Source organism: Acidovorax sp. GW101-11A03 (assembly GCF_059424825.1).
On record NZ_JBWKZU010000019.1, the window covers coordinates 56,678 to 78,313 of the forward strand.

The window sequence follows — 21,636 nt, forward strand, 5'->3', positions numbered from 1 at the left end:
CAAAAAAAAGCCGGTGGCCTTGGCAGGCGACCGGCTTGAACAGGGTAGTTGCTTCTAGCGCTTCGTCATCATCATCTTGAGAGGTGTCCACTGCGCAGGGGGAGCCCCGCGCAGCGGACCGTGGCGTGGTTACTTGGCCACCACGCGCACCATTTCCAGGCACTTGTTCGAGTAGCCCCATTCGTTGTCGTACCAGCTCACGACCTTGACGAAGGTGCCGTCCAGCGCGATGCCGGCGTCAGCGTCAAAGATGGACGTGCGGGTGTCGCCACGGAAGTCGGTGGCCACCACCTTGTCTTCGGTGTAGCCCAGAACGCCCTTCAGCGCGCCTTCGGACTGGGCCTTCATTTCGGCCTTGATTTCTTCGTAGGTGGCAGCCTTGTCCAGTTCCACCGTCAGGTCCACCACCGACACGTCAGACGTGGGCACGCGGAAGGACATGCCGGTCAGCTTCTTGTTCAGCGCAGGGATCACCACGCCCACGGCCTTGGCAGCGCCAGTGCTGGAGGGAATGATGTTTTCCAGAATGCCACGGCCGCCGCGCCAGTCTTTGTTCGAAGGGCCGTCCACGGTCTTTTGCGTGGCAGTCGCTGCGTGCACGGTGGTCATCAGGCCGCGCTTGATGCCCCACTTGTCATTCAGCACCTTGGCCACGGGGGCCAGGCAGTTGGTGGTGCACGATGCGTTGGAGATGATGGCCTGGCCCGCGTAGGTGTCGTGGTTCACGCCGAACACGAACATGGGGGTGTCGTCCTTGGAGGGGGCCGACAGCACGACCTTCTTGGCGCCTGCGTCGATGTGCTTCTGCGCCGTGACCTTGTCCAGGAACAGGCCGGTGGATTCGATCACGATCTCGGCGCCGACTTCGTTCCACTTCAGGTTGGCGGGGTCGCGCTCTTGCGTCAGGCGGATCTTCTTGCCGTTGACGATCAGGGTGTTGCCTTCAACGGCCACGGTGCCTTCAAAGCGGCCGTGCACCGAGTCGTACTGCAGCATGTAGGCCAGGTAGTCGGGCTCCAGCAGGTCGTTGATGCCCACGACTTCGATGTCGCTGAAGTTCTGGATGGCCGAGCGCAGCACGTTGCGGCCGATGCGGCCAAAGCCGTTGATACCAATCTTGATCGTCATAGGGAGCCTCTTCAAAGTTGCAAAGTCGAAATCGGGAATCTGCCGCTGCACGCCCGCTGGCATCGGGGCACAGCGGGCAGGAGAAGTTTTAGCGGGCCTTCTTGGCGGGCTTCAGGCGCGCAGCGCCGATGGCGACCAGCACGGCATCGGCCACGTTCTCTTCGGTGAAGCCGAAGTGCTTGAACAGCACGGGCGCGGGGGCCGATTCGCCGTAGGTGTCGATGCCCACCACGGCAGCGCAGCCGTATTTCCACCAGCCGTCGGTCACGCCCATTTCCACGGCCACGCGCGGCACGCCGGCGGGCAGCACGCTGCTCTTGTACTTGGCGTCTTCACGGTCAAAGGTGGTGGTGCTGGGCATGGAGACCACGCGCACCGGCACCTTCTTGTCGGCCAGCAGGCGCTGGGCCTTCAGGGCCAGCTGCACTTCTGAGCCGGTGGCGATGATCACGGCCACAGGCTTCTTCTTGATGCCCACGTCGGCGGGCTCGCTCAGCACATAGGCGCCGCGCGAGATCTCGCCCAGGTCGCGTTTGGGCGCGTAGGGCAGGTTCTGGCGCGACAGGGCCAGCACGGTGGGCTTGTTCCGGTTGGAGAGGGCCACGCTCCAGGCTACGGCGGTTTCGGCCGTGTCGGCAGGGCGCCAGACATCGAGGTTGGGGATCAGGCGCAGGCTGGCCACATGCTCGATGGACTGGTGCGTGGGGCCGTCTTCGCCCAGGCCGATGGAGTCGTGCGTGAACACGTGGATCACACGCTGCTTCATCAGCGCGGCCATGCGGATGGCGTTGCGGCTGTAGTCGCTGAAGGTCAGGAAGGTGCCGCCGTAGGGGATGAAGCCACCGTGCAGCGCCACGCCGTTCATGATGGCGGCCATGCCGAATTCGCGCACGCCGTAGTTGATGTGGCGGCCGCCCACGCCAGCCTCGTTCTTCACCACGTGGCCTTGCATGTCAAAACGCAGGTTGGGCGTGCTCTTGGTGTTGGTGAGGTTGGAGCCGGTCAGGTCGGCGCTGCCGCCCAGCAGCTCTGGCAGGGCGGCGGTGAAGGCTTCGAGCGCCAGCTGGCTGGCCTTGCGGCTGGCCACGGTTTCGCCCTTGGTGTGGGCGGCCACCACGGTGTCCACGGCCACTTGCGCAAAGTTGGCGGGCAGGTCGCCGTTCATGCGGCGGGTGAGTTCGGCGGCCAGCTCGGGGAATGCCTTGCTATAGGCGGCAAAGCGGTCGTTCCAGGCAGCTTCGGCACTTTGGCCGTTGGCCTTGCAATCCCAGCTGGCGTAGACGTCTTCGGGAATCACGAAGGGCTCGCTGGTCCAGCCCAGGGCTTCGCGGGTCAGGGCGATTTCTTCAGCGCCGAGCGGTTCGCCGTGGGCCTTGGCGGTGTTGGCGCGGTTGGGGCTGCCCTTGCCGATGTGCGTCTTGCAGACGATCAGGGTGGGGCGCTCGGTCTGCTTCTTGGCTTCTTCGATGGCCGTGGCCACCTTGTCGGCGTCATGGCCGTCGATGGGGCCGATCACGTTCCAGCCGCTGGCCACAAAACGCAGGGGGGTGTTGTCTGCAAACCAGGGAGCGACCTGGCCGTCGATGCTGATGCCGTTGTCGTCGTACAGGGCGATCAGCTTGTTGAGCTTCCAGGCGCCTGCCAGAGACACGGCTTCGTGGCTGATGCCTTCCATCAGGCAGCCGTCGCCCAGGAAGGCGTAGGTGTGGTGGTCCACCACGGCATGGCCTTCGCGGTTGAACTCGGCGGCCAGCAGTTTTTCGGCCAGCGCAAAGCCCACGGCGTTGGTGATGCCCTGGCCCAGCGGGCCGGTGGTGGTTTCCACGCCGGGGGTGATGCCCACTTCGGGGTGGCCGGCGGTCTTGCTGTGCAGCTGGCGGAAGTTTTTCAGCTCGTTCATGGGCAGGTCGTAGCCCGTGAGGTGCAGCAGCGAATAGATCAGCATCGAGCCGTGGCCGTTGCTCAGCACAAAACGGTCGCGGTCAAACCACTGGGGGTTGGTGGGGTTGTGCTTGAGGTGGCGAGCCCACAGGCCCACAGCCATGTCGGCCATGCCCATGGGGGCGCCGGGGTGGCCGGAGTTGGCTTGTTGAACGGCGTCCATGGCCAATGCGCGGATCGCATTTGCCATCTGTTGGGATTGCTGGGTGTTGGCCATGGGGGAGTGGTTCAGGGTGGGAGGTTCAGGGGAAACCCGGCATTTTACCGGGGCGGCGTTCGCCCGCCTGAATTGGCATGGCAACGCCCCGGGGCACGGCGGCAATGCACTACAGTGCGGGCCATGCAAGGACTGCACCTCACCGCCGATCTCCAGGGCTGCCGCTGCGCCAGCGCCTGGCTGCTGGACGCCGCCGCCCTGGGGGGCGCCTGCACCGACGCCGTGCGCGCCGCCGGGCTGCAGGCCGTGGGGCAGCTGTTTCATGAATTTCCGGCCACTGCGCGCGGCCCTGGCGGGGTGACAGCTACTGTTTTGCTAGCAGAGTCGCACCTGTGTGTGCACACCTGGCCCGAGCAGCGTGCCGTCACCCTGGATGTGTATGTGTGCAATTTCGGCGCCGACCATTCGGCCAAGGCGCATGCGCTGATGGACGCGCTGCTGGCCTTGTTCCAGCCCACCACCGCAGATCGCCACGCGCTGCAGCGGGGTGTGGTGAGTGAGGTGGCCGCATGAGTCCTGCCCAGCACCAAGTCCCGGCCCTGCTGCTGGCTGCTGGCCGGGGCGAGCGCATGCGCCCCCTGACCGACACCACGCCCAAGCCTCTGCTGCAGGTGCAAGGCCAGCCGCTGCTGCAGTGGCACCTGCAGGCTTTGCGGGATGCGGGTGTCCGGCGGGCGGTGATCAACACCGCCTGGCTGGGCAGCCAGATCAGCGACTGTTTTTCAGATGTTTTTGGCCCTTCGCGCGCAACTGGCAAGCCTGAGCAGCTATCAATTTCATACTCCCACGAAGGGGTGGACTTTGGTGATGCTTTGGAAACCGCTGGCGGCATCGCGCGTGCGCTGCCCCAACTGGGGGGCGTGTTCTGGCTCGCGGCGGGCGACGTGTTTGCGCCTGACTTCGTGTTCGACAGCGCGGCCGTGGCGGCCTTCGAGGCCAGCACCCACCTGGCCCATCTGTGGCTGGTGCCCAACCCCGCCCACAACCCGCGCGGCGACTTTGGCCTGTCGGCCGACGGCCTGGCGCTGAACCTGCCCGCCGATGACCCCGCGCCGCGTTACACCTACAGCACCATCGCCCTGCTGCGCGCCGAGCTGTTCGCGGCGCCCTGGTGCGACATCCCGCCGTGCAACCCCGGCGGCATCAAAGCCCCGCTCGCGCCGCTGCTGCGCCGGGCGATGGACAATGGTCGCGTCAGCGCGCAGCTCTATACCGGCCGCTGGACCGATGTGGGCACGCCCGAACGGCTGGCCGAACTCAACACCCTTGCTTGCGACCCCCTCCCATGACCACCACCGTGCCTGCTTCCGTCTACGCCCAGCGCCGCGCGCACCTGGCTGCCCAGCTGGGCCCAGGGGGCATTGCCATCATTCCTACGGCGCCCGAGCGTCCGCGCAACCGCGATACGGACTTTCTGTACCGCCACGACAGCTACTTCTGTTACCTGACCGGCTTCACTGAGCCGGGCGCCTGCCTGGTGCTGGCGCATGATGGCCGCAGCACGCTGTTCTGCCAGCCCAAGGACCTGGAGCGCGAAATCTGGGACGGCTATCGCCTGGGCCCCGCCGCTGCGCCTGCTGCCCTGGGCGTGGACGCCGCACATTCGATGGCCGAGATGGACAGCAAGCTGCCGCGCCTGCTCGAAAACACGGCCTGCGTCTGGTACCCCTTTGCCACACACAGCGGTCTGGCCGCACGCGTGGAGGGCTGGCTCAACGTGGTGCGCGGGCGTGTGCGCTACGGCGCGCTGTGCCCCGCCGCGCAGAACGACCTGTGCACGCTGCTCGACGAGATGCGTCTGTTCAAGGACGCCTACGAGCAGGACATCATGCGCCGCGCCAGCAGCATCAGCGCGCAGGCCCATATCCGCGCCATGCAGCGTGCCGCCCGCATGCTGCGCGCCGGAGAGGATGTGCGCGAGTATCACCTCGAAGCCGAACTGCTGCACGAGTTCCGCCAGCACGGATCGCAGTACCCCGCCTACAACTCCATCGTGGCCGCCGGGGCCAACGCCTGCGTGCTGCACTACCGTGCCGATGCCGCGCCCGTGCGTGCCGGCGAGCTGGTGCTGATCGACGCGGGCTGCGAGCTGCATGGCTACGCCAGCGACATCACGCGCACCTTCCCGGCCAACGGCAAGTTCACCGGGCCGCAGCGCGCGCTGTACGACCTGGTGCTGGCCAGCCAGGATGCGGCAGTGGCAGCCACCAAGGCGGGCGCCCGCTTCAACGACCCGCACGATGCCACGGTGGCCGTGCTGGCACAGGGCATGCTGGACCTGGGCCTGCTCGACAAGAACAAGGTGGGTACCGTACAGGACGTGATCGACCAGCGCGCCTACTTCCAGTTCTACATGCACCGCACCGGCCACTGGCTGGGCATGGATGTGCACGACTGCGGCAGCTATGTGGAGCCCGGCGAGGTCGGTCAGGCCAGCGAACGCAAAGACCCGCTCTCGGGCGAAACCATCACCAACCGGCCCAGCCGCATCCTGCGGCCCGGCATGGTGCTGACCATCGAGCCCGGCATCTATGTGCGCCCCGCCGAGGGGGTGCCCGAGCAGTTCCATCACATCGGCATCCGCATCGAGGACGATGCCATCGTCACCGACACCGGTTGTGAGCTGATCACGCGCGGCGTGCCCGTCAAGGCCGACGAGATTGAGGCCCTGATGCGATGAGCGCGGCGCAAGGGGCTCTGGCCCGCTCGCCCGGGTGGCGCCTGGGCGCGCTGCTGTGGCTGCTGGGCTTGCCCGGTGTGGTGGCCGTGGTCTGGACGCTGCAGCCACCCCTGCAGGCCAATGCGGCCTTGCTGCCCTTGCCCCTGTGGGCGGTGCTGCTGCTCAGCGGCTTGCAGACAGCCGTGCTGCTGGCGCTGGCCGTTGCCATCGGCGTGTGGCTGGCGCCCCGCGTGGGGCTGCAGGCGCCGGTGCTGTCTGCGTGGCTGGGCGGCGGGCCCGTGGGCCCTGCACTGCGCGCGGTGGTGGCACCCGGCGTGATGGGCGGCGTGGCAGGCGCCGCGTGGCTGTGGGCGCTGGCCCAGGTGGCGCCGCAGGCGCTGCAGCCATCCGACCCCGCCAGCGCGGTGCCGCTGGTGGTCAAGCTGCTTTACGGTGGCATTACCGAGGAGCTGCTGGTGCGCTGGGGCGTGATGACCCTGCTGCTGTGGCTGGGCTGGCGCGTGGTGCAGCGTGGGCAGGGCCTGCCCGGCAAGGCGCTGGTGGCGGCGGCGGTGGTGCTCAGCGCCCTGTTGTTTGCGGTGGGGCACCTGCCAGCCGCCCAGGCCATGGCCGGGGTGCTGACGCCGCCGGTGGTGCTGTTTGTGCTGGTTGGCAACGCCGCGTTTGGCCTGCTGGCCGGTGCGCTCTATGCCCGCCGTGGACTGGAGGCGGCCATCGTCGCGCATGTGCTGGCGCACCTGTTGTCGCATCCTCTGCTGTGACGGTGCTGCGGGTAACCCGCATGTAACCGCTTCGTGTGAGAATTGAAACTCGATTACATCCTCAACGACCGAGAGAAAGAGACATGTCCATGCCTACCCGCCGCGCCACCAAGATTGTTGCCACCCTGGGCCCCGCATCGAGTGACCCGGCGCTGCTGGAGGCCATGATCCGAGCGGGCGTGAACGTGGTGCGGCTGAACTTCAGCCATGGCAAGGCGCAGGACCACATCGACCGCGCCGCCACCGTGCGCGCTGCCGCCCAGCGTGCGGGCCGCGAGGTGGCCATCATGGCCGACCTGCAGGGCCCCAAGATCCGCGTGGGCAAGTTTGCCGAAGGCAAGGTGATGCTCGAATCCGGCGCCCAATTTGTGCTGGATGCCTCGCGCACCGAGCTGGGCGACATCGAAGGCGTGGGCCTGGATTACAAGGAGCTGCCGCGCGACGTGAAGGCGGGCGATGTGCTGCTGCTCAACGATGGCCTGATCGTGCTCACGGTGGATGCCGTGCGTGGCGAGGCCGTGCACACCACGGTGAAGGTGGGTGGCGAGCTGTCCAACAACAAGGGCATCAACAAGAAGGGTGGCGGCCTCACGGCACCGGCCCTCACGGCCAAGGACATGGAAGACATCCGCACGGCCATGAGCTTCCAGGCCGACTACGTGGCGGTGAGCTTCCCCAAGAACGCGACCGACATGGAAATGGCGCGCCAGCTGTGCAACGTGGCAGCCTCCGAGTTCCGCCACAAGCCGGGCCTGATCGCGAAGATCGAGCGCGCCGAAGCCATCCCGCACCTCGAAGCCATCCTGCGCGTGAGCGACGGCATCATGGTGGCGCGCGGCGACCTGGCCGTGGAGGTGGGCAACGCTGCCGTGCCCGCGCTGCAGAAAAAGATGATCCGCATGGCGCGCGACATGGACAAGGTGGTCATCACCGCCACGCAGATGATGGAAAGCATGATCACCAACCCCGTGCCCACGCGCGCCGAGGTGAGTGACGTGGCCAACGCCGTGCTGGACGGCACCGACGCCGTGATGCTGAGCGCCGAGACGGCCGCAGGCCGCTACCCGCTCGAAACCGTGGAAGAAATGGCCACCATCTGCGCAGCCGCAGAAGCGGCGGAAGACCACCAGCTGGATGCCGATTTCACCGGCCAGACCTTTGGCCGCATCGACCAGTCCATCGCCATGGGTGCGCTGTTCACGGCCCACCACCTGGGCGCCAAGGCTATCGTGGCCATGACTGATAGCGGCGCCACGGCGCTGTGGATGAGCCGCCACAGCATCCGCATCCCCATCTACGCCCTCACCCCCAAGGTGGCCACGCAGCGCAAGATGGCCATGTACCGCAACGTGCGCCCTTTGCTCATGGACACCAGCGCCGACCGCGACACCGCGCTGGACCAGGCCGAGCGCCACTTGAAGAGCCGCAACATCGTGCAGAAGGGCGATGTGTACGCCATCACCTGCGGCGAACCCATGGGCGCGCCGGGCGGCACCAACATGCTGAAGATCTGCGTGGCGAGCTGACTGGCCAGGTTCTGAGCCGTTAGCTGGCTGCCTGCGGCGGGTCGTTGGCGAGAGACAACGCCGCCAGGCGTGGGCGCAGGGCCGACGCGGCCAGGTCGCACAGCCAGCCCACCGTCCAGCACAGCCAGCCGGTCCACAGCGTGTGGCTCATGAAATGTGCGCCCCGCACCTGCTGGGCACCACCCAGCGCCAAGCCCGCGATCACTGCACCCGCCAGCCACCAGCGTGCGGCAATGGGGGCCTTGTGGCGCAGCGCGAAGTAGCCCCCGACAAAGGCAAACCCAGCCGAGGCATGGCCCGCAGGAAAACACCGCCCGCCACCACCGTCGATCACCCCCAGCGCCCAGTGGGAGGCGTAGCGCGCCACGCCGCCGAACTCCGCCAGATCCCAGGGGCAGCTGGTGGTGCTCAGGTTCTTGCCTATGCTCACGGCCGCCAGCGCCAGCAGGGCGCTCAGGGCCATTTGCAGGCGCTCGCCCGCATCCAGCCGCCGCAGCACGCCCTGGGGCCACCACACCCCCAGCGCCAGCAGCAGCACCAGCAGCCACCCCAGGCGGCGCCCGCCTTCATGGAGCACCTGCACAAAGAACCAGTGGTCCCGCATCGGAAACCCGGTGTCCGAACCAAACAGGCGCGCCAGTGGAACGTCCTGCCCGCCCAGGTCCCAGGCCACCACGGCGGCCAGGAGGCAGAGGGTCCACAGGAACAGGGCGCGGGGGCGGTGGGCCGAACGGTGGGACGGGGGCTGCATGGTCATCATCCCCGGGACCATAGGGTCCGCCACTTAACACCGTCTTAATGGCCCCCGGTGCGCTGCACGCGGTGACAATGGCGCCATGCGAATACTCGTTGTCGAAGACGATGCGGGCATTGCCACGGGCCTGCGCACCAACCTCCAGCAGCGTGGCTATGCGGTGGATGTGTGCGATGGCGTGGCCAGCGCCTGGGGGGCATTGCGCGCAGAGCGTTTTGATGCCGTGCTGCTGGACCTGGGGCTGCCCGACGGGGACGGCGCGGAGCTGCTGCGGCGGCTGCGCCTGAGCCCGGCTGCGGGCGCGTCGGCTGCAGCGGTCCTGCCCGATCCCTCCACCCCTGTGCTCATCGTCACGGCCCGCGACCAGGTGCACCAGCGCATTGCAGGGCTGGACGGGGGCGCCGACGACTACCTGGCCAAACCTTTTGACATGGATGAGCTGGATGCGCGCCTGCGCGCCCTGCTGCGCCGGGCTGCAGGACGTGCGTCGCCCACCATCCGCCATGGTGATATCGAGATGGACCCCGCGGCGCGCACTGTGCACCAGGGCGGCAGGCTGGTGGAGATGTCGCCCCGGGAGTTTTCGGTGTTGCTGGTGCTGCTGGAGGCGCGCGGGCGGGTGCTGTCGCGCCAGCAGATCGAGGAGCGCCTGTACAGCTGGGACGCAGCCATCGAGAGCAATGCGGTGGAGGTCCATATCCACCACCTGCGGCGCAAGCTGGGCAGCGCCAGCATCCAGACCATGCGCGGCGTGGGCTACTTCATGCCCCAGGAGGCCGCCGCATGAGCGCTGCCGCACCGCCCAGCAACGGTGTGCGCAGGCCGTCGCTGACCCGCCAGCTGCTGCTGTGGTCGCTGGGCGCGCTGGTGCTGGTGTGGGGCAGCTTTGTGTTCATGGGCTACCAGACGGGCGTGCACGAGGCGGACGAGCTGACCGACGGGCACCTGGCCAGCGTGTCGGCGCTGCTGCTGAACCTGCGCGCCAATGCGGTGGGCGAGGCACCCCAGGTCACACCGCGCGTGGCCACGCCCTGGCTCAAGTCGCATGACTACCAGCAATCGCTCAGCGTGGTGCAGTGGGATGCGCAGGGGCGTCTGTTGCACCACAGCGGCTCGGCCCCCATGCCCGCTTTCAGCGCTGCCGAAGGGTTTGCCAACATGGTGCTGGGGGCGGAGGGGGTGGTGTGGCGCAGCTTTTCGCAATGGGATGCGGCGCGCGAGCGCAAGGTCATGGTGCTGCTGGAACTGCGCGAGCGGGACGAGCTGGCCCAGGACATTGCCGAGCAGATGATCGAGCCCGGCCTGTGGCTGCTGCCCGTGGTGTCCCTGGCCCTGGGGCTCGCTCTGTGGCGCGGCCTGCGCCCGCTGTATGCCTTGTCGGCCGACGTGGCGGCACTGGACCCCGCCAGCACGCAGCGCCTGGCCTCGCGCCATGCCTGGAGCGAGTTCGAGTCGGTGGTGGCGTCGATCAACACCCTGCTGGACCGGCAGCAGGCCGCCATGGTGCGTGAGCGCCGACTGGCCAATGAAGTCGCGCACGAGCTGCGCACGCCGCTGTCTTCCATCGCACTGCAGGCCAGCGCCCTGGGCGGGGCGCTGGACGCGGACGCCCGGGCCCAGGCCATTGCCCGCATCGGCCAGGACGCGCTGCGGGCGGGGCATGTGCTCAATCAGCTGCTGGCCCTGGCGCGCGCGAGCCGGGCCGAGCTGCACGAGGCCAAGGCGCCGGTGGACCTGTGTGCCGTGGCCCGCCAAGTCTGCGCCGACTTTGCCCAGGCAGCCTGGCAGCGGGGGGATGACATCGCGCTGTCGGCGCCGCAGGCACTCTGGGTGTCCGGGCATGTGCTGCTGCTGGACATTGCGGCCCGCAACCTGGTGGAGAACGCGCTCAAGCACACACCGGAGGGCACACACATCGCCGTGCAGGTGGGGGCCTCCGAAGGGGGCGGTGCATGGCTGCAGGTATGCGACGACGGCGCCCGCAGCCGGGTCGATGGCCCCCCTGCGGAAGGTGTGGGAAGCCCCCCGGACAGCCTGCACCTGGGCCATGAAATCCTGCGGCGGGTGGCAGACATCCATGGTGGTGAATTTGGCCCGGCGCCCGCCGTGCCGCCCTTTACCACCTGTTTCCGGTTGGATTTGCCCCCTGCGGTGGTCACGCCCCCCGGTTAAAATCGCGGGTTACCAAGCGGTTACCACCGCCCAGCCCGGCTCACAGCGCCTTCCCCAACCCTCAACGGACCCCACGACCATGCCTCTCGTTTCGATGCGCGAACTGCTCGACCATGCCGCAGCCAACAGCTATGGCATCCCTGCCTTCAACGTCAACAACCTGGAGCAGGTCCAGGCCGTGATGGCCGCCGCTGACGAAGTGGGTGCTCCAGTCATCCTGCAGGCCAGCGCCGGTGCCCGCAAGTACGCGGGCGAGCCCTTTATCAAGCACCTGATCCAGGCGGCAGTCGAGGCTTTCCCCCACATCCCGCTGGTCATGCACCAGGACCACGGCACCTCGCCCAAGGTGTGTGCCGGCGCCATCGATCTGGGCTTTGGCTCGGTGATGATGGACGGCTCGCTGATGGAAGACGGCAAGACGCCTTCGTCCTTCGAATACAACGTGGAAGTGACCCGCAAGGTCGTGGACATGGCCCACAAGGTGGGCGTGACGGTGGAAGGTGAACTGGGCTGCCTGGGCAACCTGGAAACCGGCGAAGCCGGTGAGGAAGACGGCATTGGCGCCGAGGGCAAGCTGGACCACAGCCAGATGCTGACCGACCCCGAAGAAGCGGCCGTGTTTGTGAAGGCCACCCAGTTGGATGCCTTGGCCATTGCCATTGGCACCAGTCACGGCGCCTACAAGTTCAGCCGCAAGCCCACGGGCGACATCCTGGCCATCAGCCGCGTCAAGGAAATCCACAAGCGCATTCCCAACACCCACCTGGTGATGCACGGCTCCTCGTCGGTGCCCGCCGAGCTGCTGGCCATCATCAACCAGTACGGCGGCAAGATGAAGGAAACCTACGGCGTGCCCGTCGAGGAGATCCAGGAAGCCATCAAGCACGGCGTGCGCAAGATCAACATCGACACCGACATCCGCCTGGCCATGACCGGCGCGGTGCGCAAGTTCCTGGCCGAGAACCCCGACAAGTTCGACGCACGCGAATGGCTCAAGCCCGCCCGCGAAGCCGCCAAGCAGGTCTGCAAGGCCCGCTACCTGGAGTTCGGCTGCGAAGGCCAGGGCGCCAAGATCAAGGGCCACAGCCTGCAGGTGGTGGCCGCCCAGTACGCCTCGGGGGCGCTGGCCCAAGTGGTGAACTGATTCCCCCGGCACAGGCCCCCGCAGGGCCCTGCACAGCCTGGCTGCGTTCTGCAGCCAGGCTTTTTTTTGCCTGAACGGGACCTGGGCTGGGGAGTTCCCTCTACATCAGACAAAGGCGACAGCGATAAGAATTTCTTCATGTAAGCTCGCGGTCAGCTTTTCCGGAAGGGGCTGTGCAGGGTCTGATACCAGGGCGTGCACCGCAAATACCCTACCGGTTTTGCTCTACCCGAACGGAATGGGGTGGCATTGGATGGGATGATGGAAGGCGAATCCGCATGAACCTTTTTCTATGACTCTGATGATTTCGAAGTTCCGGTATCTGTTGCCCTGCGCCCTGGCTGTCCTGATGGCTGGATGTGCGCCGTTGACCGTTCCGCCCAAGGCGGAGTACCCCGTGGGCCGTGCGCGCCTCGTGCTGCCGCCGGGGGCTTGGCAAGACCTGGGCTCCACCGATGAAGCCCGTGCCACGCTGCAAACCCGGGCCGTGGGCCTGAGCAGTGCGCAAGGGGAATGGCTGGCCGTGCTGCGTGTGCAGACCAACCGCACCGGCGACCTGGCCGGGTTTCCGATCGGGCCCGGTGACTGCCCGCCCCAGCAGAATGTGACGGTGGTGGATGCAGCGGCTGGCAGTCCTGTGCGTGCAGACTGCCTGCGCCTCAAGAACTGGGGCAGCAGTGCCCAGTGGCTGGAAAAGAACCGCCCCGACCTGGCCCAATGGCTGAGCGGCCGCCAGATCGTGCTGAAACAGCCGTATTCGTACCTGAGCTACCGCTACGCCACCCCCACTGGTGCCTGGGTGGTGGTGGATGCGCTGGTGGACCAGCGGCTGCTGGGCACCCGGCCCCGCAACAACGACGAGTTCCTGGTCGCGGGGCGGCCCGCCCAGCAGTGGGGCCAGGACCTGGCCCAGGCCGCACGCCTGAGTGTCAGCATGATGGACGGCTACCTGGCCGTGCCACCGTTCCCGTTTGCCGAAGCCGCATCCAAAAAATAAGCGGCGCAAACAGACAGCCAAACAATAAATAAGACAGCAAGACAACATGAGAGAGGGAGATTCACCATGGGCGTGATCCTGCAAATCCTGGGGCTCATCATCACCTTCACGATGGCGATGGAGGCCCTGCGCCGTTTTGGCATTGATGTGGGCTGGCTGAACCCGCTGGCCTTTTTCCGCCGCCGCGCCTGGGCCAAGAAGGTCACGACACCGCCCTTGTACGCGCTGGAGCACCCGGTGGACGTGGTGGCGGTGATGGCGTTGGCCATGGTGCAGGCGACGGGCGCGGTGACTGTGGAGCAGAAAGAAGGCGTGCTGGCCCTGCTGCGCCAGCACCTGGGCCTGGGGGATGCCGATGCGAACAACCTCTGGGTGGCCAGCTCCCACATGCTGCGCAACCGCGCGCTGGCGCCCACTGAAGTGCCCGCTGTGCTGGAGCGCAGCATCGAAAAGTTCACCGATTACCACGTGCAGACCCTGCGCTCCGTGATGCAGGGCGCGGCGCAGATCGTGCCCCCCACCAGCGCTGCGCAGCAGCAGCTCCTGGAGGCCGTGGACGCCTGCTTTGCCCAGAAGCAGGCCGCTGCGCGCCCCTGGGCGGGCTGACGCTGCGGCAGTCGCGCCGGCCCTGGCCAAAAAGATTTCATCACTTCGAGGAGACCTCCCATGCAGACCAGCCCCGTCCCGCAGCCGCAGCGCATAGGCATCCCCAGGGAAACCTTCCCTGGCGAAAAGCGCGTGGCCACCGTGCCCGATGTGGTGGAAAAACTGGTCAAGCTGGGCTTCACGGTCGCCGTGGAGTCGGGGGCTGGTGAGGCCGCCAACTTCAGCGATGACGCCTACCGCGCCGCAGGGGCGGAGGTGGTGGACGGTGCTGCGGCGCTGTGGGCCGGGTCGGACATCGTTTTCAAGGTGCGCCCGCCCAGCAGCGGCGAAGTGGCGCTGATGCGCGAGGGGACGACGCTCATCGACTTCATCTGGCCTGCACAGAATCCGGATCTGATGCAGCAACTGGCGGCGAAAAAGGCCACGGTACTCGCCATCGACTGCCTGCCGCGCACGCTCTCGCGCGCCCAGAAGATGGACGCGCTCACGTCCACCGCAGGCGTCAGCGGCTACCGCGCCGTGATCGAGGCGGCGAACGCTTTTGGCCGCTTCTTCAATGGCCAGATCACGGCTGCGGGCAAGGTGCCACCGGCCAAGGTGTTCATTGCTGGCGCTGGCGTGGCGGGCCTGGCGGCCATCGGCACGGCGGCCAACCTGGGCGCCATCGTGCGCGCCAACGACACGCGTGCCGAAGTGGCCGACCAGGTCAAGTCGCTGGGCGGCGAGTTCGTGAAGGTGGACTACGAGGAAGAAGGCTCGGGCGGCGGCGGCTATGCCAAGGTCATGAGCGAGGGCTTCCAGGCTGCGCAGCGCAAGATGTACGCGGAGCAGGCCAAGGACGCGGACATCATCATCACCACCGCGCTGATCCCGGGCAAGCCCGCCCCCAAGCTCATCACCGCCGAGATGGTGCAGAGCATGAAGCCCGGCAGCGTGATCGTGGACATGGCGGCCGAACAGGGCGGCAACTGCGAGCTGACCGTGCCTGGCGAGGCCGTGGTGCGCCATGGCGTGACCATCGTGGGCTACACCGACCTGGCATCGCGCCTGGCCAAGCAGTCGTCCACGCTGTACGCCACCAACCTGCTGCGCCTGACGGAGGAGCTGTGCAAGGCCAAGGACGGCGTGGCCGTGGTCAACATGGAGGACGACGCGATCCGTGGGCTCACCGTGGTCAAGGACGGCGCCATCACCTGGCCCGCCCCACCGCTCAAACAGGCCCCTGCCCCCGCACCCAAGGCCGCTGCGGCGCCTGTGGAGCAGAAGAAGGGTGGACATGGCCATGGCAGCAGCGCGCCGCTGCCCGCCAAGACATTGGCGATCCTGTTTGCCGTAGCCGCCGTGGCCTTCTGGTTCATCGGCGCCTATGCGCCTGCCGCGTTCCTGGGCCACTTCACCGTGTTCGTGCTGGCCTGCTTCATCGGCTACATGGTGGTGTGGAATGTGACGCCTGCGCTGCACACGCCGCTGATGAGCGTGACCAACGCCATCTCCAGCATCATCGCCATCGGTGCGCTGGTGCAGATCGCACCGCCCGAAGCAGGCGTGAACGGGCGGCCCGACGGGCTCATCCTCTGGCTGGCCTTTGCAGGCACTGTGCTCACGGCCATCAACATGTTCGGCGGCTTTGCGGTCACGCGCCGCATGCTGGCCATGTTCCGCAAGTAAAAGACAACGACAAGAACAACGAGGAGCACAGAACATGTCCCAAAGTCTCGCCACCGTCGCCTACCTGGGCGCGGCCATTTTGTTCATCCTGAGCCTGGGCGGGCTCTCCAACCCCGAAACCTCGCGCCGGGGCAACCTGTTCGGCATGGTCGGCATGGCGCTGGCCGTGCTGGCCACCGTGTTTGGCCCGCGCGTGAGCAGCAGCGGCATCGCCTGGATCGTCGGCGCGCTGGTGATTGGCGGCGGCATCGGCCTGTATGCGGCCAAGGTCGTCAAGATGACGCAGATGCCCGAGCTGGTCGCACTCATGCACAGCCTGGTGGGCCTGGCCGCCTGCCTGGTGGGGTTTGCGAGTTACGTCGATACCTCGATCCAGCTGCAAGGGGCCGAAAAAATCATCCACGAGGTGGAGATCTACGTCGGCATCCTGATCGGCGCGGTCACGTTCAGCGGCTCGCTGATCGCCTTTGGCAAGCTCAACGGCAAGATCGGCGGCAAGCCGCTGCTGCTGCCCGGCCGCCACTGGCTTAACCTGGCCGCGCTGCTGATCGTGATCTGGTTCGGCCGCGAGTTCCTGCGTGCTGAAACGGTGGAGCAGGGCATGCTGCCGCTCACGGTGATGACGGTGATTGCGCTGCTGTTCGGCATCCACATGGTCATGGCCATCGGCGGCGCCGACATGCCGGTGGTGGTGTCCATGCTCAACAGCTATTCGGGCTGGGCGGCGGCGGCCACGGGCTTCATGCTCAGCAACGACCTGCTCATCGTGACCGGCGCGCTGGTGGGCTCCTCAGGGGCCATCCTGTCCTACATCATGTGCAATGCGATGAACCGCAACTTCATCAGCGTGATTGCCGGGGGATTTGGCTCTGGCGGCGGCGCCCCGGCCAAGAAGGGCGATGCCGCCGAGCCGCAGGGCGAGGTGGTGCCGGTGGCGGCCACGGAAACGGCCGAACTGCTGCGCGATGCCAAGAGCGTGATCATCGTGCCCGGCTACGGCATGGCCGTGGCCCAGGCGCAGCACACGGTCAACGAGATCGTGAAGACCCTGCGCGAGAAGGGCACGAACGTGCGGTTTGCGATCCACCCGGTGGCAGGTCGCATGCCCGGCCACATGAACGTGCTGCTGGCCGAGGCCAAGGTGCCCTACGACATCGTGATGGAGATGGACGAGATCAACGAAGATTTCCCCGAAGCCGACGTGGCCATGGTCATCGGCGCCAACGACATCGTGAACCCCGCCGCGCAGGACGACCCCACCAGCCCGATTGCCGGCATGCCGGTGCTCGAAGTGTGGAAGGCCAAGACCTCCATCGTGATGAAGCGCTCCATGGCCTCGGGGTATGCGGGGGTGGACAACCCTTTGTTCTACAAGGACAACAACCGCATGCTCTTCGGCGATGCCAAGAAAATGCTCGACGAAGTGCTCGCCGCGCTCAAGGGCTGACGGGCATAATTCACCGGTGGAAAAAAGCACGACCGTGCTGAAAATGACGGCACGGTCCAATCACCGCCACTAAAAACTTACCAGGAGACAAAACACATGACCGACCGCCCATGGCTGGCCGCCTATCCGCAAGGGGTTCCCGCCGACATCGACACCTCGCAGTACACCTCCCTTGTCGCCCTCATGGACGAGGCATTCAAGAAGTACGCCGACCGTGTGGCCTACAGCTTCATGGGCAAGGAGGTCACCTACGGCCAGACCGACTCGCTCTCCAGCGCGTTTGCGGCCTACCTGCAAAGCCTGGGCCTGGTCAAGGGCGACCGCGTGGCCATCATGATGCCCAACGTGCCGCAGTACCCCGTTGCCGTAGCCGCCGTGTTGCGCGCAGGGTTTGTGGTGGTCAACGTGAACCCGCTGTACACCCCGCGCGAGCTGGAGCACCAGCTCAAGGACTCGGGCGCCAAGGCCATCGTCATCATCGAGAACTTCGCCGCTACGCTGGAGCAGTGCATCGCGCACACGCCCGTCAAGCATGTGGTGCTGTGCGCCATGGGCGACCAGCTGGGCCTGCTCAAGGGCGCGCTGGTCAACTACGTGGTGCGCAACGTCAAGAAGATGGTGCCCGCCTACAACCTGCCGGGAGCCGTGCGCTTCAACCAGGCCGTGGCCCAGGGCACGCGCAGCACGCTCAAGAAGCCCGACATCAAGCCCGACGACATCGCGCTGCTGCAGTACACCGGCGGCACCACGGGCGTGAGCAAGGGTGCGGTGCTGCTGCACCGCAACATCCTCGCCAACGTGCTGCAGTCCGAGGCCTGGAATTCGCCCGTGATGAGCAAGGTGCCCGCCGGTGAGCAGCCCACGGCCGTGTGCGCGCTGCCGCTGTATCACATCTTCGCGTTCACCGTGAACATGATGCTGAGCATGCGCACGGGCGGCAAGACCATCCTGATCCCCAACCCGCGCGACCTGCCTGCGGTGCTCAAGGAACTGTCCAAGCACACCTTCCACAGCTTCCCGGCCGTGAACACGCTGTTCAACGGCCTGGCCAACCACCCTGACTTCAACACCGTCAACTGGAAGAACCTCAAGGTCTCGGTGGGCGGTGGCATGGCGGTGCAGGGTGCCGTGGCCAAGCTCTGGCTGGAGAAGACCGGCTGCCCCATCTGCGAAGGCTACGGCCTGTCGGAAACCAGCCCCTCGACCAGCTGCAACCCCGTGACGGCGACCGAGTACACCGGCACTATCGGTGTGCCGATCCCGGGCACCTACATGAAGCTGCTGGATGACGAGGGCCGCGAGGTCACCACGCTGGGCGAGCCGGGCGAAATCGCCATCAAGGGCCCGCAGGTGATGGCGGGCTACTGGCAGCGCCCCGACGAAACCGCCAAGGTCATGACCGACGACGGCTACTTCAAGTCCGGCGACATCGGCATCATGGATGCACGCGGCTTCTTCAAGATCGTGGACCGCAAGAAGGACATGGTGCTGGTCAGCGGCTTCAACGTGTACCCGAACGAGGTCGAGGAAGTCGTCGCCAACTGCCCCGGTGTGCTTGAATGCGCCGTGGTGGGCGTGCCCGACGAAAAGACCGGCGAGGCCGTGAAGCTCGTCATCGTGAAGAAAGACCCGGCGCTCACCGAAGCCCAGGTCAAGGAGTTCTGCCGCCGCGAACTCACGGGCTACAAGCAGCCCAAGGTGATCGAGTTCCGCACGGATCTGCCCAAGACCCCTGTGGGCAAGATCCTGCGGCGCGAGCTGCGCGACAAGAAGTAACCCCGGGCGTGGCGGCGCGCGGGCTTTTGCGCGCCACAATCCACAGGCGGCTTCGGCCGCCTTTTTTCATGGCCGCGCCACGAGCGGCTACTGCTGTGCGCCCCGGTGCCATGGCAAGTTTGAGGGTTTTTGTATGAGTACCGCCATCCTGAGTGCGCTGACCGAAGAGCAAAGCTCCCTGGTCGAGCACCTTGCCCACCCGCAGCGCGTGATGCACGCAGGCCGCGCCTTCTGGCGGGGCGAGCTGAACGACCGGCGCGTGGTGCTGGCACTGTCGGGCATCGGCAAGGTGGCGGCCGCCACCACGGCCACGGCGCTGATCGAGCATTTTGGGGTGGCACGCATCGTGTTCACCGGGGTGGCCGGGGGCGTGGGGGACGGGGTGAACGTGGGCGATGTGGTGGTCGCGCAGGACTACATCCAGCACGACATGGACGCCTCGCCCCTGTTCCCGCGCTGGGAGTTGCCGGGCTATGCGCGCAGCCGCCTGCCTTGCGATCCGGCCTTGACTGCTCTGCTTTTGGAAGCTGCAAAGGCATGTGTGGCAGGCGGTAGCAGCCAACTTGGCTTGAAAAAATTGCCCGACCAGGCGCCCCACCGCGTGCACCACGGCCTGGTGGCCAGCGGCGACCGCTTTGTCTCCACCGCTGCCGAGTCGATCCAGCTGCGCGCCGCACTGCGCAGCGCCGGGCACGATGTGCTGGCCGTGGAGATGGAAGGCGCCGCCGTGGCCCAGGTCTGCCAGGACTACGGCCTGCCCTTCGCCGCCGTGCGCACCATCTCCGACCGCGCCGACGACACCGCCCACGGCGACTTCGCGCTGTTCGTGCAGACCGTCGCCAGCCGCTATGCCGAACACATCGTGCAGACATTGCTTCAAAAGCTATAAATTTAATAGCTTAAAAGGTAATGTGGACGGGCGCAGGGGCCGAATTTTTCTCAAATTTTCAGCAAACAATCCGCCTGTAGTGTCTGTCGTAGCGGCACTCAGCCAAGGGCGTGCCCCATACCAGCGCCACCTAGGAACCGGCTTTGCCGGGCCTCGGGTGGCGTCCCCCCTCGGGGGGGAAGGCGCGCAGCGCCACAGGGGGGCTACTTCAACCAGCCGCGCTTGCGGAAGTACCACATGGGCCCCAGCGCGCTGGCCAGCATCAGCCCCAGCGCATACGGGTAGCCCAGCGACCAGTCCAGCTCGGGCATGAACTTGAAGTTCATGCCGTACACACTCGCAATCAGCGTGGGCGGCAGCAAGGCGACGCTGGCCACCGAGAAGATCTTGATGATCTTGTTCTGGTTGATGTTGATGAAACCGACCGTGGCGTCCATCAAGAAGTTGATCTTGTCGAACAGGAACGCCGTGTGGTTGTCCAGCGACTCGATGTCGCGCAGGATCTGGCGGGCCTCCTCGAACTGCTCGGCGTTGAGCATCTTGGAGCGCATCATGAAGCTCACGGCGCGGCGCGTGTCCATCACGTTGCGGCGGATGCGGCCGTTCAAGTCTTCCTGGCGTGCGATGGCGGCCAGCACCTCGCCCGCACGGGCGTCGGTCACGTCGCCGGCCAGCACCTGGGTGCTGACCTTTTCCAGCTCGTCATAGATGCCTTCGAGCGTGTCGGCCGAATACTCGGCGTCGGCGTCGAACAGCTTGAGCAGCACTTCCTTGGCGTCCTCGATGAGGCCCGGCGCGCGGCGTGCGCGCATGCGCAGCAGGCGGAACACGGGCACGTCTTCGTCGTGGATGGAGAACAGCACGCCCCGGCTCTTGAGGTTGGTGTTGTGCTGGTTCAGGATGAAGGCCACGCGGACCGAGCGCGGGTCTTCGTCGTCGTCGATCAAAAAGTCGCTGCGGATGTGCAACTCGCCGTTGTCTTCCTCGTAGAAGCGGGCGGATTCCTCGATGTCCTCGTCCATCGCATCCTCGGGGATGGACAGGCCGTAGTGCTGTTTGATCCAGCGTTTTTCTTCGAGCGTGGGGGCTTCCAGGTCCACCCAGATCGGCTGGAACTTGGTCAGCTCTTCCAGGGACTCGATTTCTTCCTGGAACAGCCGGCCATTGGCGAGCGTAAAGATGTTGAGCATGGGCTCACTCCCTTGTGTGTGGCATCTGCGGTGGGGGTTGTGGGGTGCTTTCAGCCCCACGGCAGGCCGGGGAGCGGAAAGCTACCAACTCGGGTAGGTTTCCAAGGAGCTGTCTCCGTCAAAAATGGACAAGTCGCGGATTATGGCACCGGGAGGGCGCCGGGCGGCCACGTTAGGCGGGATCACGCGGCGCGAGCGCCCCGCACCAGCGCCAGGGCGTGGCACAGGTCGGCCCAGGCGGCGGCCTTGGTGTCCTGCGAGCGCAGCAAAAAGGCCGGGTCGTAGGTCACCACCGCAGGGCAACCCGCCAGCTCGTGCGGGCCTGCCCGCAGGCGGCCCAGCGGCTCGGTGCGGCCCAGGGCGGCGCGCGCGGCCACATGGCCCAGCACCAGCACCATGGCGGGCTGCAGCGTGGTCACGGCATCGGCCAGGGTGGCGGGGATGTGGGCGCTGGCTTCGGTGCCGGGCCCGGGCCGCTCCAGCGCCGCAAAGTAGACGCGCGGGTGCTTGTGCAGCTGCATGGCGCGCAGCATGTTGTCCAGCAGGCGCCCGGCATCGCCGCCTAGCGGGTCGGCAGGGCTCGGGCTTTCCGCCACGATCAGCCAGCCGCTGCCCAGGTCCGCTGGCGTCTGCGCCGGGTCGGCCGTGGGATACAGCGCCCGGGGGGCATGCAACAGCAACGCCGGAGCGCCTGGGCCTGCGGCGGGCGCGGCAGGGTGGCTGGCGGGCGGGGGCGGCAG

At 66.6% G+C, this 21,636-nt stretch carries 19 protein-coding genes; 14 read left to right on the forward strand and 5 right to left on the reverse strand.

Annotated elements, in window-relative coordinates:
- Positions 1–129 precede the first annotated feature (129 nt).
- Complete coding sequence (gap, locus tag AC07Z7_RS10470) at positions 130–1,128, reverse strand: type I glyceraldehyde-3-phosphate dehydrogenase (protein ID WP_494766214.1); 999 nt, start codon at positions 1,126–1,128, stop codon at positions 130–132.
- Between the two features lie 88 nt (positions 1,129–1,216).
- A complete protein-coding gene (gene tkt, locus AC07Z7_RS10475; protein WP_494766215.1) occupies positions 1,217–3,286 on the reverse strand; it encodes a transketolase in 2,070 nt (689 codons plus the stop codon).
- 123 nt (positions 3,287–3,409) lie between these two features.
- Here tkt and AC07Z7_RS10480 point away from each other — a divergent pair, with 123 nt between their 5' ends.
- The 5 genes from AC07Z7_RS10480 (at position 3,410) to pyk (ending at position 8,253) form a co-directional block, all read left to right on the forward strand.
- Entirely contained in the window at positions 3,410–3,799 is a 390-nt protein-coding gene (locus tag AC07Z7_RS10480) for an S-adenosylmethionine decarboxylase family protein (RefSeq protein ID WP_494766216.1), read from the forward strand.
- Positions 3,796–4,575 carry a nucleotidyltransferase family protein gene (locus AC07Z7_RS10485; RefSeq protein ID WP_494766217.1) on the forward strand — a complete coding sequence of 260 codons (780 nt, stop codon included), beginning with the start codon at positions 3,796–3,798 and terminating at the stop codon, positions 4,573–4,575. Before AC07Z7_RS10480 ends, AC07Z7_RS10485 begins: the two co-directional genes overlap by 4 nt.
- Entirely contained in the window at positions 4,572–5,966 is a 1,395-nt protein-coding gene (locus tag AC07Z7_RS10490; RefSeq protein ID WP_494766218.1) for an aminopeptidase P N-terminal domain-containing protein, read from the forward strand. The genes AC07Z7_RS10485 and AC07Z7_RS10490 overlap by 4 nt, the downstream gene beginning before the upstream one ends.
- On the forward strand, positions 5,963–6,727 hold the full coding sequence (locus AC07Z7_RS10495) for a CPBP family intramembrane glutamic endopeptidase (RefSeq protein WP_494766219.1): 765 nt from the start codon (positions 5,963–5,965) through the stop codon (positions 6,725–6,727). Before AC07Z7_RS10490 ends, AC07Z7_RS10495 begins: the two co-directional genes overlap by 4 nt.
- 89 nt (positions 6,728–6,816) lie before the next feature.
- Positions 6,817–8,253 carry a pyruvate kinase gene (gene pyk, locus AC07Z7_RS10500; protein ID WP_094291912.1) on the forward strand — a complete coding sequence of 479 codons (1,437 nt, stop codon included), beginning with the start codon at positions 6,817–6,819 and terminating at the stop codon, positions 8,251–8,253.
- 19 nt (positions 8,254–8,272) lie between these two features.
- On the opposite strand, the gene AC07Z7_RS10505 is transcribed toward pyk, so the two are convergent.
- Positions 8,273–9,013, reverse strand: a complete 741-nt coding sequence (locus AC07Z7_RS10505) for a phosphatase PAP2 family protein (protein WP_494766220.1) — start codon at positions 9,011–9,013, stop codon at positions 8,273–8,275.
- A gap of 76 nt (positions 9,014–9,089) precedes the next feature.
- Here AC07Z7_RS10505 and AC07Z7_RS10510 point away from each other — a divergent pair, with 76 nt between their 5' ends.
- The 9 genes from AC07Z7_RS10510 (at position 9,090) to AC07Z7_RS10550 (ending at position 19,706) form a co-directional block, all read left to right on the forward strand.
- Positions 9,090–9,794: a response regulator transcription factor gene (locus tag AC07Z7_RS10510; protein WP_063461702.1), complete on the forward strand. Its 705-nt coding sequence runs from the start codon at positions 9,090–9,092 to the stop codon at positions 9,792–9,794.
- Positions 9,791–11,179, forward strand: coding sequence for a histidine kinase dimerization/phospho-acceptor domain-containing protein (locus AC07Z7_RS10515; protein WP_494766221.1), 1,389 nt, complete (start codon positions 9,791–9,793; stop codon positions 11,177–11,179). Before AC07Z7_RS10510 ends, AC07Z7_RS10515 begins: the two co-directional genes overlap by 4 nt.
- Before the next feature lie 79 nt (positions 11,180–11,258).
- Positions 11,259–12,323, forward strand: coding sequence for a class II fructose-bisphosphate aldolase (gene fba / locus AC07Z7_RS10520; protein ID WP_094291852.1), 1,065 nt, complete (start codon positions 11,259–11,261; stop codon positions 12,321–12,323).
- A 292-nt stretch (positions 12,324–12,615) separates the two neighbouring features.
- A complete protein-coding gene (locus AC07Z7_RS10525; protein WP_494766222.1) occupies positions 12,616–13,320 on the forward strand; it encodes a hypothetical protein in 705 nt (234 codons plus the stop codon).
- A gap of 66 nt (positions 13,321–13,386) precedes the next feature.
- Complete coding sequence (locus AC07Z7_RS10530) at positions 13,387–13,926, forward strand: phenylacetic acid degradation protein (RefSeq protein WP_494766223.1); 540 nt, start codon at positions 13,387–13,389, stop codon at positions 13,924–13,926.
- Positions 13,927–13,986: 60 nt separating this feature from the next.
- The gene (locus AC07Z7_RS10535; protein ID WP_094291849.1) at positions 13,987–15,594 is read left to right on the forward strand and encodes a Re/Si-specific NAD(P)(+) transhydrogenase subunit alpha; all 1,608 of its coding nucleotides are present in this window, start codon (positions 13,987–13,989) and stop codon (positions 15,592–15,594) included.
- A 34-nt stretch (positions 15,595–15,628) separates the two neighbouring features.
- Positions 15,629–17,041, forward strand: coding sequence for a Re/Si-specific NAD(P)(+) transhydrogenase subunit beta (gene pntB, locus AC07Z7_RS10540; protein WP_252658148.1), 1,413 nt, complete (start codon positions 15,629–15,631; stop codon positions 17,039–17,041).
- Positions 17,042–17,137: 96 nt separating this feature from the next.
- On the forward strand, positions 17,138–18,817 hold the full coding sequence (locus AC07Z7_RS10545; RefSeq protein ID WP_094291847.1) for a long-chain-fatty-acid--CoA ligase: 1,680 nt from the start codon (positions 17,138–17,140) through the stop codon (positions 18,815–18,817).
- Between the two features lie 133 nt (positions 18,818–18,950).
- Positions 18,951–19,706: a 5'-methylthioadenosine/adenosylhomocysteine nucleosidase gene (locus tag AC07Z7_RS10550; RefSeq protein ID WP_494766224.1), complete on the forward strand. Its 756-nt coding sequence runs from the start codon at positions 18,951–18,953 to the stop codon at positions 19,704–19,706.
- A 203-nt stretch (positions 19,707–19,909) separates the two neighbouring features.
- Here AC07Z7_RS10550 and corA read toward each other — a convergent pair whose 3' ends face one another.
- Together corA and AC07Z7_RS10560 are read right to left on the reverse strand one after the other, a co-directional pair.
- On the reverse strand, positions 19,910–20,896 hold the full coding sequence (gene corA / locus AC07Z7_RS10555; RefSeq protein WP_063461711.1) for a magnesium/cobalt transporter CorA: 987 nt from the start codon (positions 20,894–20,896) through the stop codon (positions 19,910–19,912).
- Between the two features lie 182 nt (positions 20,897–21,078).
- A partial coding sequence (locus AC07Z7_RS10560) for a uracil-DNA glycosylase family protein (RefSeq protein ID WP_494766225.1) occupies positions 21,079–21,636 on the reverse strand: 558 nt, incomplete at its 5' end.

Coding starts and splice junctions, on each gene's coding strand:
- gap (WP_494766214.1), bottom strand. CDS start 1,128: ATGACGATCAAGATTGGTATCAACGGCTTTGGCCGCATCGGCCGCAAC.
- tkt (WP_494766215.1), bottom strand. CDS start 3,286: ATGGCCAACACCCAGCAATCCCAACAGATGGCAAATGCGATCCGCGCA.
- AC07Z7_RS10480 (WP_494766216.1), top strand. CDS start 3,410: ATGCAAGGACTGCACCTCACCGCCGATCTCCAGGGCTGCCGCTGCGCC.
- AC07Z7_RS10485 (WP_494766217.1), top strand. CDS start 3,796: ATGAGTCCTGCCCAGCACCAAGTCCCGGCCCTGCTGCTGGCTGCTGGC.
- AC07Z7_RS10490 (WP_494766218.1), top strand. CDS start 4,572: ATGACCACCACCGTGCCTGCTTCCGTCTACGCCCAGCGCCGCGCGCAC.
- AC07Z7_RS10495 (WP_494766219.1), top strand. CDS start 5,963: ATGAGCGCGGCGCAAGGGGCTCTGGCCCGCTCGCCCGGGTGGCGCCTG.
- pyk (WP_094291912.1), top strand. CDS start 6,817: ATGCCTACCCGCCGCGCCACCAAGATTGTTGCCACCCTGGGCCCCGCA.
- AC07Z7_RS10505 (WP_494766220.1), bottom strand. CDS start 9,013: ATGATGACCATGCAGCCCCCGTCCCACCGTTCGGCCCACCGCCCCCGC.
- AC07Z7_RS10510 (WP_063461702.1), top strand. CDS start 9,090: ATGCGAATACTCGTTGTCGAAGACGATGCGGGCATTGCCACGGGCCTG.
- AC07Z7_RS10515 (WP_494766221.1), top strand. CDS start 9,791: ATGAGCGCTGCCGCACCGCCCAGCAACGGTGTGCGCAGGCCGTCGCTG.
- fba (WP_094291852.1), top strand. CDS start 11,259: ATGCCTCTCGTTTCGATGCGCGAACTGCTCGACCATGCCGCAGCCAAC.
- AC07Z7_RS10525 (WP_494766222.1), top strand. CDS start 12,616: ATGACTCTGATGATTTCGAAGTTCCGGTATCTGTTGCCCTGCGCCCTG.
- AC07Z7_RS10530 (WP_494766223.1), top strand. CDS start 13,387: ATGGGCGTGATCCTGCAAATCCTGGGGCTCATCATCACCTTCACGATG.
- AC07Z7_RS10535 (WP_094291849.1), top strand. CDS start 13,987: ATGCAGACCAGCCCCGTCCCGCAGCCGCAGCGCATAGGCATCCCCAGG.
- pntB (WP_252658148.1), top strand. CDS start 15,629: ATGTCCCAAAGTCTCGCCACCGTCGCCTACCTGGGCGCGGCCATTTTG.
- AC07Z7_RS10545 (WP_094291847.1), top strand. CDS start 17,138: ATGACCGACCGCCCATGGCTGGCCGCCTATCCGCAAGGGGTTCCCGCC.
- AC07Z7_RS10550 (WP_494766224.1), top strand. CDS start 18,951: ATGAGTACCGCCATCCTGAGTGCGCTGACCGAAGAGCAAAGCTCCCTG.
- corA (WP_063461711.1), bottom strand. CDS start 20,896: ATGCTCAACATCTTTACGCTCGCCAATGGCCGGCTGTTCCAGGAAGAA.